Origin of the sequence: Psychrobacter submarinus, from assembly GCF_904846685.1 — a bacterium.
GTDB classification, from domain to species: Bacteria; Pseudomonadota; Gammaproteobacteria; order Pseudomonadales; family Moraxellaceae; genus Psychrobacter; species Psychrobacter submarinus.
This window is the reverse complement of sequence record NZ_CAJHBQ010000004.1, coordinates 205884-220583: the sequence shown is the minus strand read 5'-3', so window position 1 is coordinate 220583 and position 14700 is coordinate 205884. Positions and strand designations below refer to the sequence as shown.

General features: G+C 41.3%; 9 protein-coding genes. 7 read left to right on the top strand and 2 right to left on the bottom strand.

The window, feature by feature from the left end:
• Window positions 1–160 precede the first annotated feature (160 nt).
• The 4 genes from dnaN to JMY03_RS11760 all read left to right on the top strand — a co-directional run bounded on the left by dnaN (window position 161) and on the right by JMY03_RS11760 (window position 6697).
• Complete coding sequence (gene dnaN / locus JMY03_RS11775; RefSeq protein WP_025645323.1) at window positions 161–1336, top strand: DNA polymerase III subunit beta; 1176 nt, start codon at window positions 161–163, stop codon at window positions 1334–1336.
• Between the two features lie 25 nt (window positions 1337–1361).
• Window positions 1362–2609 (top strand): DNA replication/repair protein RecF, encoded by a 1248-nt coding sequence (gene recF, locus JMY03_RS11770; RefSeq protein ID WP_201603901.1) that lies wholly within the window; start codon window positions 1362–1364, stop codon window positions 2607–2609.
• 788 nt (window positions 2610–3397) lie between these two features.
• The gene (gene gyrB, locus JMY03_RS11765) at window positions 3398–5953 is read left to right on the top strand and encodes a DNA topoisomerase (ATP-hydrolyzing) subunit B (protein ID WP_201604005.1); all 2556 of its coding nucleotides are present in this window, start codon (window positions 3398–3400) and stop codon (window positions 5951–5953) included.
• 135 nt (window positions 5954–6088) lie between these two features.
• The gene (locus JMY03_RS11760; RefSeq protein ID WP_201603899.1) at window positions 6089–6697 is read left to right on the top strand and encodes a manganese efflux pump MntP; all 609 of its coding nucleotides are present in this window, start codon (window positions 6089–6091) and stop codon (window positions 6695–6697) included.
• A gap of 115 nt (window positions 6698–6812) precedes the next feature.
• On the opposite strand, the gene rlmF is transcribed toward JMY03_RS11760, so the two are convergent.
• Together rlmF and JMY03_RS11750 are read right to left on the bottom strand one after the other, a co-directional pair.
• Window positions 6813–7844, bottom strand: a complete 1032-nt coding sequence (gene rlmF, locus JMY03_RS11755; RefSeq protein ID WP_201603897.1) for a 23S rRNA (adenine(1618)-N(6))-methyltransferase RlmF — start codon at window positions 7842–7844, stop codon at window positions 6813–6815.
• A 65-nt stretch (window positions 7845–7909) separates the two neighbouring features.
• Window positions 7910–8572: a LysE family translocator gene (locus JMY03_RS11750; protein ID WP_201603895.1), complete on the bottom strand. Its 663-nt coding sequence runs from the start codon at window positions 8570–8572 to the stop codon at window positions 7910–7912.
• A gap of 207 nt (window positions 8573–8779) precedes the next feature.
• Here JMY03_RS11750 and JMY03_RS11745 point away from each other — a divergent pair, with 207 nt between their 5' ends.
• The 3 genes from JMY03_RS11745 to JMY03_RS11735 all read left to right on the top strand — a co-directional run bounded on the left by JMY03_RS11745 (window position 8780) and on the right by JMY03_RS11735 (window position 14680).
• The gene (locus tag JMY03_RS11745; RefSeq protein WP_201603893.1) at window positions 8780–9577 is read left to right on the top strand and encodes a crotonase/enoyl-CoA hydratase family protein; all 798 of its coding nucleotides are present in this window, start codon (window positions 8780–8782) and stop codon (window positions 9575–9577) included.
• A 67-nt stretch (window positions 9578–9644) separates the two neighbouring features.
• The gene (locus JMY03_RS11740) at window positions 9645–10808 is read left to right on the top strand and encodes a MalY/PatB family protein (RefSeq protein ID WP_201603891.1); all 1164 of its coding nucleotides are present in this window, start codon (window positions 9645–9647) and stop codon (window positions 10806–10808) included.
• A 95-nt stretch (window positions 10809–10903) separates the two neighbouring features.
• Window positions 10904–14680 carry a YobI family P-loop NTPase gene (locus JMY03_RS11735; RefSeq protein WP_201603889.1) on the top strand — a complete coding sequence of 1259 codons (3777 nt, stop codon included), beginning with the start codon at window positions 10904–10906 and terminating at the stop codon, window positions 14678–14680.
• The last annotated feature ends 20 nt before the right edge of the window (window positions 14681–14700 follow it).

Below are 14700 nucleotides of genomic sequence, written 5' to 3'. Positions count from 1 at the left end.
GGCAAAACAGTAGCGCGGTATTTTAGCGACTAAATATAGTTTATAATGAGTACTATTTAATCACTTAAACTTAAGGTCATTCTAAGGATAGATGTCTTAGCGATATCACTTTGAGCCTAAACTCCTAAAAAACAGATTTTCTAAAATAAGAGTACCTAGCATGCAATTATCGATTAATCGTGAGTCGTTATTAAAAGCTATTAACTTAATCGCTAAGGCCGCTGATAAGCGCCATAATATGGTGATTTTGGGTAATATAAAACTGCAACTCTCTGAGTCTGAGCTGATACTGACCGCTTCGGATCTAGAAGTTGAGCTGACTTCCAAACTTAAGCTGCCTGCTGGTGCTTGTATTGAAGCGGGTACAACGACTTTGCCAGCGATAAAGCTAAAAGATATCTGCAAATCGTTACCCGCACAAGCGCAGATCAATCTGACGACGCAAGAAAACGAGCGCTGCTTACTCACGAGTGGTAAAAGCCGCTTTACTTTAGGGACTCTACCAAGCGAGGACTATCCGAGCTTAGGGAATCCTGAGAATATCACTGCCTTGACGATTAGCCGTAGCCGACTGATAGATCTTATTCATAAGACTCAGTTTGCGATGGCGATTCAGGATGTTCGCTACTATTTGACTGGTATGCTTTTTGATGTGTCGCAGCAGCAGCTAACCACCGTAGCGACTGATGGTCACCGGTTAGCGCTAGCGCGTAGTGTGATCGATATCGATAGCGATTTGAATATGCAGGCAATTTTGCCGCGTAAGGCAGTGATTGAGCTTGAGCGTTTGGCTACTGAGCTGGGTAAGATGCTAGGAGATAAGGACAATAATGTTACCTTAAGTTTCGGTCGTGAGTTTTTGCAAGTTAGTCTACCGTTCGGTGAGGTTGATAGCACCGGACAAGTTAGCACGGACTTGATGGTCACTTTTACCGCGCGTCTGATTGATGGTAAGTTTCCTGACTATCGCCGAGTTATGCCTAGTAATACTGATAAGCTGGCTTTGTTTAGTAAAGAAAAGATGACTGACGTACTGCGCCGAGTGGCGATTTTGAGTAATGAGAAGTCACGCGGAGTAGTATTTAACTTTGCTAGCGATGGTATGGTTGAGATACGAGCTAACAATGCCGAACAAGACGAAGCGGTGGAGATGGTACAAGCTAAGTATCAAGGCGAGCCTATGGAGCTGTCTTTTAACGCCGCTTACTTGCAAGATGTGCTCGGCGTGGTACAAGGCGATGTACAGATGCATATGAGCCAATCTAACGCCTCGGTGCTAGTCAACCAGCTAGGCGATGAGTTCCATCAATACGTTATTATGCCGATGCGTATCTAAGCTTGATAAGGTTTTCGTAATCATTATGATTGAACGTTTACAAGCGACAGACTTACGTAACCTTCAACAAGTCAAACTGCAAGCAGCAGTATGCAATGTCATCATCGGAAAAAACGGTAGTGGCAAAACGTCGCTGTTAGAGGCGATATTCTTATTGTCACGCGGTAAGAGCTTTCGTCATAGTCAGCCTAAACGCTATGTTCAGCACCATAGGCCATCGGCCATTGTCCATGCTGTCTTAACCGACGGCGCTAGTTTAGCGATTCAAAAGCAGACTGACGCTACTACCGTCCTGCGCCTCAATCAAAATACCGTTTATAACCAAAGTATCCTCACCGAACAACTACCTACATTACTGATAGACCCCTCATCGATGGACATGCTCGAGCAGGGCAGTGCGAGTCGTCGTCAGCTACTCGATTGGTTAGTGTTTCACATGAAACAAAGTTTTCATCCCCAGTGGATAGCTTATCAGCGCTTATTAAAACAGCGTAACAGTTTACTTAAGCAAAGTAGAAGTCTAACCCAAGTGCAATTAGCAGAAATTAAGTCCTGGAATAAAGCTCTAGCTAACCATGCGGCACTTATTCATCATTATCGTGAGCAAGTATTTCTAGCTTGGCAGCCTTATTTTGAGAAAAGCATTGCGCAGCTGCTACCGTCTTATGCTCAGCAAATCAGTCTAAGCTACCATGCAGGCTACGATGTCGCGATACCACTAGATTTACAGTTAGACGAGCGTCTTGCCCAAGATCTACAGCTTGGCTATACTCGTATCGGTAGCCACCGTGCCGATATTCATGTGCATTGGCGCTCCCAGAGTGAGATGGGTGTAAAAGATGAGAAGTCTAAATCAGTAACGGAGTATCAGACGAGCACAACTGAGCTGTCTGCGTTAAAAGAGCAAAAGCTACCTACGTTAAAAGAGCAAGCTGCGAACGTCTTATCTCGCGGCGAAAAGAAGCTACTTATTACCGCATTACGCTTGTCGCAATTACCACTATTGCTCAACGATGACTCTGCTGAACAATCGGCCAGTCAAAACCTGCAAACTGATAACCAAGCCATAACTACACCAGTTGTACTATTAGATGATATCACCGCTGAACTAGACGATAGAGCGATAGATATTTTGTTATCCACTTTGGCTAAGCTGCCTTGTCAGGTGTTTATGACTAGCTTGACGGCGGATGTGTTACCGATAGTCGATCAATATTGGTCGTCTCCTAATATGTTTCACATGAAACAAGGTGAGTTGACACCTTTTGAATGACTTATGGGTTTTATTAATTACAGATCTAGGGAGTGTTGGACATTCACAAATGCGCACTGCTGATCGCTAAAATAGTTCTAGTCTAAGTGAAAATTGCAGATAATGCTTATTGCATTGGATAGATTTTCACAACGACTAGGGCGATTTTAGCATCAGCCCTCACGACAACAACAGGGACAGGACTATTTTTTGCCGCTTTATTGATAAAAATAGACGCTTAGAACGACTAAACTTACCATTTTTATCTGCAAATCGCCTAAAAAATAGTCTCTGTCAGTGCCATGGTCGAATGTTCAACACGCCCTAATTGAGCTTTACTCATTTGATCTGTTTATTGTCTTGTTTTTATAACTATACAGCCTGCTAGTAACTACTAATTGTAGATTATAATCCTAATCACTCAATTACAGACAAAGCTGCTGTCAAAGACACTGCTAAAGGTGCTATAAATCACCAGTAAACAGTGACTTACAGCCAAAAAAATGTTAAAATAAGGCTTTATATTTGCCCTATTTTCAGCGACTATTCTATAGCTTTTATTTCATAATTTTTATTACCAATAAGGTGCTAAATTACTGGTAATAAGACCGTGGAAGTCAATTCCTACAGTTAAAAATTGAAATCTAAGACATATTGTAAAGATGCTGGCTTTATTCTGATTTGTATAAAGCTGACGCACGATTATTAGCTGATCACGGCTTGATTAAGGAATGCACATGAGTGATTCATTACCTATCGATAACGAGCAGTTGGATACAACCAGTTTAGACAGTACGCTTGAGACTGATATGCTTGATACTGTAACCCCTGAAGGCTTGCCCTCTGATTATAGCTCCAAGGACATCCGTGTTTTACGCGGACTTGAGGCAGTGCGCGTGCGTCCAGGCATGTATATTGGCGATACCGATGATGGTACTGGCTTACATCATATGGTGTTTGAGGTTGTCGATAACTCTATCGATGAGGCGCTCGCCGGTCACTGTGATCAGATCGATATTATCATTCATGAAGATGAGTCGGTCAGTGTCAGTGACAACGGTCGCGGCGTACCCGTAGATGTTCACCCTGAAGAAGGCGTGTCAGCGGCGCAGGTCATCATGACGGTGCTGCACGCGGGCGGAAAGTTCGATGACAACAGCTATAAAGTTTCAGGCGGTCTGCATGGTGTCGGCGTTTCAGTCGTCAACGCTTTATCAAAAAAGCTTGAAATGAATATTTGGCGTGAAGGCTACCATTACAGCCAAACTTATACTGATGGTGTGCCGGACAGTGAAATCCAGCAGATGGAAGCTACGGATAAGACAGGGACCCAAATCCGCTTTTATCCCAGTAGTGATGTGTTTACTGGTACTGTTTTTGATTATGATATCTTAGCGAAACGCTTACGCGAGCTGTCTTTTCTTAACTCTGGCGTGCGTATCGTCTTGACTGATGAGCGTATCGATAAGCGCCATGAGTTTGAGCACAAAGGCGGCCTGTCTGAGTTTGTCAGCTATATCAACGCAGGCAAAGAAGGCATCAACGAGGTCTTTCATTTTACCAGTGAGCAAGACGACGGTATCGCGGTAGAAGTGGCGCTGCAATGGACGGATACCTATAACGAAAAGGTGTTTTGTTTCACCAATAACATCCCGCAGCGTGATGGCGGTACGCACTTATCAGGGTTTCGCTCAGCGCTCACGCGTGGTCTAAACAGTTATATGGACCGCGAAAATCTGTTTAAAAAAGAAAAAGTCGCCGTCAGCGGTGATGATGCACGAGAAGGGTTAAGTGCGATTGTCTCAGTGAAGGTGCCTGATCCGAAATTCTCTAGCCAGACCAAAGACAAGCTGGTATCGAGCGAAGTCAAGTCAGCAGTCGAATCGGCGATGCATGATAAGTTTAATGATTATTTGCTTGAAAACCCAAGTGCGGCTAAAGCGATTGCCAATAAGATTATCGATGCCGCTAGAGCTCGTGATGCTGCCCGCAAGGCACGTGAGATGACGCGCCGCAAGACCACGTTAGATATTGCAGGTTTGCCTGGTAAATTGGCAGACTGCCAAGAAAAAGATCCATCACTATCAGAGCTTTACATCGTGGAGGGTGACTCTGCGGGGGGATCGGCAAAGCAAGGTCGTAGCCGTAAAACTCAGGCTATCTTGCCGCTTAAAGGTAAAATCTTGAACGTCGAGCGCGCACGTTTTGACAAGATGCTATCGTCAGCTGAAGTCGGTAACTTAATCACCGCACTTGGCTGTGGTATCGGACCTGATGAATATGATCCGGATAAAGTTCGCTATCACAAAATCATCATTATGACTGATGCTGACGTCGATGGGTCACATATTCGTACGCTACTGCTGACCTTTTTCTTCCGTCAAACGCCGGAGCTGATTGAGCGTGGTTATATTTATATCGCACAGCCACCATTGTATAAAGTGAAAAAAGGTCGTCAAGAGCTGTATCTAAAGGACGATGAAGCACTAAAAGCTTATCTATTGTCCTCAACGATTGATAATACCAAGCTGCACGTCTCTGAAGACGCGCCAGCGATTACTGGTCAAGCGCTTGAGACACTGCTTAACGACTATAACCAAACGCAGCTGATCAAAGCTCGTTTGCAAATTCGTTTCCCAGCGACGCTATTAGATGCGCTAACGCATACGCCGAAACTGAGCACAGACATGACTTATGATAAGTCAGCGATGCAGGAGTGGCAGGCGCAGCTACAAACTCAGCTGAATCAATTCGGTGATGAGCTAAGCCCTGAGATTGAACTGGTCAATATCCATGAGCCGCAACCAGAAAATATGGATGCTGCTGCCGCTGATCTGCTGGGTATGACCCCCGCATTGACTGCTGATGAAAGTGAGGCGGCTGATAGCGATGCCTTATCGACCAAGGCCCAGTGGCTACCGCGTATCACGGTGTATGTACATCAGCTGGCGCATCATTACTTGCTCGATGCTAGCTTTATCAACTCGGGTGAGTATAGCAAGCTGCTGCGTTTATCAGCGGAGTGGAATACTCTGTTAGAAGATAGCGCCTTTATTCGCCGTGAAGCGGGTAGTGGTACTACTAAAGATATTCCGATACGCGACTTTGATTACCTATGGCAGCAAATGATGCTCGATGCGCGCCGCGGCCTAGCTATCCAGCGCTACAAAGGTCTAGGTGAGATGAATGCTGATCAGCTTTGGGACACGACGATGGACCCAGAGAATCGCCGTATGCTACGCGTCACCATCGAAGATGCTATCGCTGCCGATCATATGTTCACCTGTCTAATGGGTGATCATGTCGAGCCGCGCCGCGTGTTTATCGAAGAAAACGCATTAACGGTCTCTAACCTTGATATCTAAGGTTTAGCGTTTACATTAAATATAAAATACCGCTTTGATACACATTGCGGTATTTTTTTAATAATAAGTTTGTTTCACGTGAAACTTTTATAAGTAAATTGTCATAAGCTGGCAATTATAATTGATGGACATCAGATGATCGAAGTGCTGTTACTCGCTATTGCGCTAGCGATGGATGCTTTTGCGGTGTCGATAGGACTGGGCGCTAAGTCGCAACAACAGAGCCCGCGCTATATCTTGCGTTTGGCTATTTATGCGGCGTTATATTTTGGCGCGGCGCAAGGTGTGATGCCACTTATCGGCTATTTGCTGGGCGCGGCACTGTTAGGTTGGCTCGCCACTGCTGCGCCTTGGATCGGTGGATTTATTCTTATCGGACTGGGTAGCAAGATGCTCTATGAAGTCTTTTTGGCAGATGAGGAAGAGAGCGTAGATAAGGGGCTGCAAGTAAATAATGAAGCGGCTTCTATAAACGATAGCCGAAAGAAAAACATCAGTCATCGCACCATGTTTACCCTAGCGATTGCCACCAGCATCGATGCGATGGCCGCTGGTTTTACCTTAAACTTACTCGCTCTCAATGCGTGGCTTGCTTGTGTAATCATCGCGATTGTCACAGCTGTTTTTAGCGCTATCGGCATCTACTTGGGCAAAAAATCAGGTACGTATCTTGAGGATAAGGCAGAAGCGCTCGGCGGCTTTGTACTTATACTCATTGGCTTAAAGGTCATGTTTGTTGGCTAGGGTATGCCCTCAATTCAATCTATATAGTTATCTAAATGGATTAAAAAAAACTGCTTTGATAGCCAAAGCGGTTTTTTGTTTCACGTGAAACGCTAAAGGTACGCTTTAGCAATAATTACGCTTCGTCAGTATCAAAACGCCAAGCTAAGACCCGCGTGCTCTTTTGACCTTGGCTCATCTCGATAATACGCATTTGCGCCACATCAAGATCTTTTAGTAGTAGTTGTAGCGGTTTCACGTTTTCAGACTTAGACACTAAGCTGGTAAACCAGCCTACATGTGCAGCAAACTGCTGGCTTTCTCTTATCATATTACTTAAAAAAGCAATCTCACCGCCCTCACTCCATAATTCTTTATGTTGACCGCCAAAGTTTAAGTTTTGCGCGGCATTGCCTGACTTTGTAGAGTGACGACTGATTTGCGCGCTTTCGTTTTTGCCGCGATGGCGCTGCAAGTTGTGCTGTTTACGGCTATTGGCCTGCATCGCTTCTTCTAATGAGGCATGAAAAGGTGGGTTACATATGACGACGTCAAAATAGTCTTGACGACCGATAATATTTTTAAAGATATGCTTAGGTTCAGGTTGCAGTTTGACCTTAATCGCGCCTTTAAGCTTAGGATTGGCTTGGCTAATTACCGTCGCCGTATTCACTGAGACTGGATCGATGTCGCTCGCGGTAAAGCGCCAGCCATAGCTTTGGCTGCCAACAATAGGGTAGATAGCACTGGCACCAGTACCGATATCAAGTGCATGAATATCTTTGCCTGTAGGCGGCGTATTGTCTTCGCTCACATGAGTAGTCTGCGCCAACAAGTCGGCAATATAATGAATGTAATCGGCGCGTCCAGGAATCGGCGGGCACAAATAACCTTCAGGGATATCCCAAAACTTGACGCCATAATAGTGTGCGAGTAGTGCTTGATTAAGCACGCGTACGGCCTTGGCGTCGGAGAAATTAATCGTTGGCTCGCCTTTCGGGTTGGTAATTGTGTAATCGGCAAGTTCAGGTAGCGCGCGGGTCAATAGCTCAAAATCATAGCGACCTTGATGCGGATTACGCGGATGCAGCTTGCCAAGTTTTTTCGCGGTTGCTGGAGATCTATTTCTATGTTTTGGACGGTTATTTCTAGAAGAGGGATTAGTCATAGTAGTAGGCTATAAAGTCTGAAGATAACCGTCTAGTTTAGCAGATTTCATCAACGCTAAATGGTTTATCGGCTACGGAAGATCAGGTTTAAGCCCAATACAATCATTGCTGTACCGAGTACGCGATCTATCCAATGCTCAAAACGCTGAAAACGTTTGAAGATGACAAGAGTCGACAATAGCATCACCACGGTGCTAAACCAGGCCATCTGTAATACCATCATCCATACGCCGTAAATAGAGAGCTGCCAAAGCGGAATATCAGGCGACAATACCAAGGTAAATATAGCGACAAAGTAGACTGGCGCTTTGGGATTAAAAACGTTGCAAAAAAAACCACGGCGCAGAATGGTAAAGGTAGATTCGCTTTGGCTTGTAGTTAGGGATTGTCTATCAATAGTTTGATTTGCTGACTGATCAACCAGGTCTACAGGTTGTTTAGGTTTAGCGCCAATTCCTTGCCAACCTAGATAAATCAGATACGCGCCGCCTAACCATTTGATAGCAGTTAATAGTGGCTGTGAGTGCGCTATCACTGCCGCTAGTCCTAGCACCGAATAAATAATATGGACAGCTAAACCTAAGGTAATACCCAAACTACAAATCAGACCTGTACGTCGACCTTTGGTTAACGTTTCACGTGAAACTAAAACAAAGTCAGGGCCAGGGGAGGCAGCCGCCAGTAAGTGAACGCTGGTGATCAGTAAAAAGCCGTGCCAAAATTCCATAAGATACTCGTAAATTGTCATTTTTGTCGACAGTCTCATGATGGTGGCAGTTATTAGAATCGCGGTCAACTGCTATTCATTTTGTACGGCGTTTAGTACGGCCACTTGTGTAATTGCGATAGGCTGTCTATATTAAAAGTCAGTAGCGTCATTTTAAAAAATGAGATCATACTCTAACACAACGGCAAACATAAAAAGGACTGAACAATGACCACCCAAAACGATACAAGCAATCGCATCACTTATGAAACTGACGGCTACATTTGTCTCATCGGGCTTAATCGCGCCGACAAACGCAATGCCTTTGACAGCCATATGATCAAACAGTTATCCGAGGCGTTAACAGATTATGAGAACGACAATAATCTACGTTGTGCGCTCATCTTCGCACATGGCGAGCACTTTACCGCTGGTCTTGATCTGATGGAGCTACAAGATAAATGGAATAAAGGCGCGTTTGAATTTAGTGACGATAAAATCGATCCATGGGGTATCGGCGGTAAGCTGCGCACCAAACCTGTCGTGGTGGCGATACAAGGCACCTGCTTTACCGCGGGAATTGAGTTGATGCTTAACAGTGACGTGGTTATCGCAAGCGACAATTGCAACTTTGCCCAAATGGAAGTGCAGCGCGGTATCATGCCGTTTGGCGGGGCGACGGTACGCTTTGTCGCGGCGGCAGGCTGGCAAAAAGCCATGCCATACTTGCTGACAGGTAAAAACTTTGACGCGCAAACCGCCGATAGACTAAACCTAGTCAGTGAAGTCGTACCCAATGGTGAGGAGTATGAGCGCGCGCTAACGATTGCCAAAGAGATCAGCACCTCCGCCCCGCTTGGCGTGCAAGGGCTGCTATCCTCTGCGCAAGATGCCAGTCGTAATGGCGCAAAGTCAGCGCTGGCTAATATTCATGGTTATCTGCCGCATTTATTTCATTCAGAAGACGCAAAGGAGGGTGCGATGGCGATGGTTGAGCGCCGCGAGCCTGAGTTTAAGGGTAGGTAGAGACTCGTAACGCTACCGAACGCATGATGTAAAGCTTTCTTTAACCGTACGACCAAGGACAATACCAGTGCAATATAACTTCGACGAAATCATCGATAGACGCGGGACGGGATCACTTAAGTGGCACTATAGTGACGATACCATTCCGCTATGGGTCGCCGATATGGACTTTAGAGCCGCGCCGCCTATCTTGGCTAGCGTACAGCGCGCGGCCGATCACGGTATTTTGGGTTATACCAAACCTACCGACGCTTTGTATGATGCGATTATCAACTGGCATAGCAATCGTTATGGCTTGGATTTGACACAGGATAACATCTTATTTTCGCCAGGCGTGGTGCCAAGTCTTGCGCTGATGATGCAGATATTTACCGAAGTAGGCGATGCAGTACTGGTCAATGATCCCATTTATACGCCGTTTATGACTAAGGTGCAGCAAAATAAGCGCACGCTTGTGACATCAGCGCTAAAGGAAGTTGAGGGTAAATACCAACTCGATCTAAAAGATATCGAAGCTAAAATTATCGAGCATAATGTAAAGCTGTTTTTATTCTGTAATCCGCATAATCCGGGCGGGCGCGTTTGGACTGCAGGCGAGCTTAAAGCACTACTTGCGCTATGTAAAAAGTACAATGTCGCCATCGTCAGTGATGAGATTCATCAAGATTTAACCTTGACTGGTCATACCTTTACGCCTTTATTAAAGCTAGCAGAAGCCGAAAATTACGCGCATAACGTCGTCAGTCTAACCTCGATGACCAAAACCTTTAACGTGGCGGGTATCAAAGGTTCAATAATCTTCGCCAAAGATGACGCTTTAATCAAAAAGATCAGTCAGCAGCAGCAGCTAAATGATGAATACGAGTTAAATCTATTTGCTTATACGGTGATGCAAAGCGCTTATGAAGAAGGCGGAGAGTGGCTGGAACAGGTGCTGGCTTATATTGAGAACAATATCGAGATCACAATAGACTTTTTAGCAGGGCATTTGCCGGATATCAAGGTCATGCGTCCTGAGGCGTCGTATTTGATTTGGCTCGATTGCTCGGCATACGGTGAGGACAATCAGGCGCTTTATGACAAACTGCGTGACGCCAAAGTTGAGCTAAACGCGGGTATTAAATACGGTAGCGAGGGACGTCTAAAAATGCGTATTAATGTGGCGTGTCCGAAAACGCTGCTGCGTGAGGGATTAAATCGGGTTTATGCAGCGTTTGCGGGTGGGGTTTAGTCTTACTGTTTTTATAAGGCTAAGTTTGTAACGCAGTGAAATTAAACCTTTCTTTGAAATTCTATAGCAAACCCCTGAAAAAGGAAATTCAATTAGTGGAAAAAATAATACTCAACCATAGAGTAAAATTAGAAAAAATCAGTAATTCTAAAGTAGAGAATGAACATCAAATTCATTCTCTATCTCCTTTAAATAACTTAGATGAAGGAGAAGGAAAAGAGAGCTATGAAAGGTATGAAAATAGATTAATATCTGCACTGAATGAAGAAAGTGTCTTCAATATAGCTGTAACAGGAATATATGGTTCAGGGAAAAGTAGTGTCTTAAATACCTTTAAGAAAAAATATAAAGAAAATAGTCAATGGGAATTTTTAGATATTTCTCTTTCTTCTTTTCAGGTTAATAAGGATACCTTATCGGATAACAAAGACTTAAATACTATTGATGAAAACGATAATAATATAAAAATAAAAGAGGATTTAACGCCTGAGCAGATTCAGCTTATAGAAAGAAGCATACTACAACAGTTCTTTTATGCTGTACCTCAAAATAAAATTCCCTTATCAAGATTTAAAAGAATTACTGGTAATGCCTTAACCAACAGGATTACAGCCTTATCAGTGATAATACTAGTTATAAGTGGATTAATAGTTTTTGATAAGGTTGGTTATATTGAAGCTATATACTCTCTACCTACTTGGCTACCAGAATTGGCATTTTGGTTTTTTTTAGTATGTTCTATACTATTACTTTACAAGCTGTTGAATATCTCTTTTGAATTATCTGAGATTAAGCTTAGCTTTCATAACTCAGAATTTAATATAAAGAATGAAAAAGATAAGTCTATTCTTAACGATCATTTAGATGAAATTTTATATTTTTTTGAGGCTACTGGAAAAAATGTTGTCATTATCGAAGATTTAGATCGGTTCAATAATAACGAAATTTTTGTAAGGCTACGCGAACTCAACTCTATGATAAACAAGTATTGTGAGGATAGAGTGGTTTTTATATATGCTATTAAAGACGATATGTTTACTGACAATGAAAGAAGTAAATTCTTTGAATATATTATACCTATTATTCCGATCATTAATCCAACAAATGCGTATGACTTAATCCAAAAGAACTATAAAGAAGTGGTAAAAGATATAGATAAACGTTTTTTAAGGAATACTTGTTTATATTTTGATGATATGAGACTGGTGAAAAACATTTTAAATGAGTATCAAGATTATGATAATCATTTAAAATATTTACAGCTAGATAAGAACCAAGTTTTTGCTATAATTGTATATAAAAACTACTATCCAAATGATTTTTCAAAACTGAATTCAAACAGAGGTCTGATATACGATATATTTAATAATGTAAAAAACAGTTTAATAGATAAAAAGATAGCGGGAATTACTGAAAAGATCCATGAACTAGAACGAAGAAAGTTAGAGCTTTCAAATGAGATGCTATTGTCTATTGATGAGCTTAATGCTGTTTATAGCTACTATTTAAATAGTTTGATTCGCAAGAAACATGATGTGGTTAAATACATAAAGGTAGATGGTGAGCCGGTTGATATTGACAAATATGACGAAGATTTATTTTTAAAGCTTGAAAGTTTAAAAAATAAAAAAATTGAATTTAGCGCCGAAAATAGTAGCCATTACTGGTTTGATTCTAGTGGTGTGTCTTTTTCGGATGTTGAGGATTCAATTAATTCGCAGCTTATCTATAGTGAGCGATTAGCTATTATAAGAGCTAAAACCAACGAGGAGAAAAAACAGATATCTAATAATTTAAGCAGACTCAAGGATGAGCTTTACACTATTAAAAATAAGACGATAAAAAGACTGCTTCAAGATATAGATATAAAGCAGTTACTTCAAGATGAAGAAATACCAGATATTCCTGAACAGTTGATGTTTTTTATTATAAATGGCTATATTAACGAGAACTATCCTGATTATATTTCTTTGTTTTTTGAGTCTTCTATATCGAGATCAGATAAGAACTATGCGATGGTTGTCAATGGACGTCAAATGCCTAAGTTTGAACTAGAGTTAACTCATCAAGGCGAACTGTTATTAAGTTACTTATCAGAAGATGAGATGAGTACATCTAGTGTTTTAAATATTAGCATGTTGGGATATTTGTTAGAAACTACTAGTTTTATAAAGCATAAGCAAAATTCCATACAAAAAATATGTGATAAATCAGATATCTCAATTGAGTTTTTAGCTATTTTGTTCAATAAGGACGTCAGTTATCTAAGCTTACTCATTCCTATACTTATAAAGCAAGATGATACTGTTTTTGATGAGATACTAGATGATATTGAAGACGAACAGACAACTAATAATTACTCAAAAATTATCAGATATGGTATTGATATTCTAGATACGTCTAGCTATCTATCTGAAAAAATTAATATATTTTTATCACAAAGGAACGATTATATTGATTTTGTAATGAACTCCCTTTCAAAGAATGAAGGAAAATTCAAACAGCTCAGTCTTTCCATACAACCTAAGTTCTCTCGCCTAGATGCTACAAACCTTGATTTATTCAACTGGCTTGGTGAACAAGGATTTTTTTCTGTCGAGTTGGATGTAATCAAGGCTGCCTTGATGGGTAATTTATCACTATCACCAGATGAACTAGATAATAGGCTTAAAAACGCACCATTAACAACAATATGTGATTCTGAAATCAACTATTTAGTTGAAGATATTTGGTCTGAAAATCTATCAGAATATATAAGAGTTATTTTATTAGACGCGGATGATAATACTTCATATCATGAAGATGAAGATATCTATATTAAAGCTCTCAACGGTCTTGATAGTCGCAATTCGATAACAGAAAAATTTATTGACCTCAATTCTACTAAGATCAAAGATATAGGTGCAGTCAAAAACTATCAAATTCAACAATATCTCATCGGCAGCTTAAAAGTCCAATACTCATGGTCAAACGTTTTTAAGTATTTTTCTGAGTCTTATGAAGATCAGGATGATCAAGGTGCTTATCGGGAGATAGACGGTTCGCTTATCAAATTCTTGGAAAATGGACAAGACTACTTACAAATAGTTGATTATACAGAGTCAGTTGTTATAGACATCGAAGACTGGGAAGATACTAAGGCTGAGTTCGATAAAAATCTTTTTTTATGTAGTGAGTTAAGTGATGAAGCATACAAAAAGCTAATCGATATCACTGACAACAATTGGGACAACTCAAACTTAGAGGATATCAGTCAAGAGAAAGTTCAGACTCTAATATCTCTAGGAAAGCTAAGTTTAACTTCTGAAAACTGGGAACAAGTCAAAGAACACGCATCTAAAGAGGTTGTGCTGGCTTTTTTAGTTAAATATCATTATACATTAATACATGATTTGGATACTATCGAGCTTCGTCCAGAAGATATCGAAGAATTATTTTGCTCTAATGAAGTTAGTAACGCACACAAAAAAGTCTTAGCTGAGTCTAAAGCTATTAATCTTATAGAAAGTAATGAGACTGTTCGTAAGAAAATTATTGAAATATACGAAAATGAGAGAATGTCTTTACCTGTTTACGAGCAGCTTCTTAAACATGCTAACTTTAAGGAGTTAAGAGAATTATTGTTAAGACAAATTAAGTATTTAGATAAATATGAAATTCTAAAAGTGCTGGAACTATTAGAAGTTCCTTATCAAAAATTAGCTAAAGGTGAAGATGTTGAGTTTAACAATAGTGAAGAAAATCGGACTTTATTAAAAGCCTTGAATAATGTACAGATAGTAAAAGTTCCGAAAGCTAAAAAGCCGAAAGGCAGTCTAATGGGACAAAAAGTGCTTACTACAAGATTACAATTGCATGTTCTAGGAAACTAACAATAGTCGCCTCGGGGCGC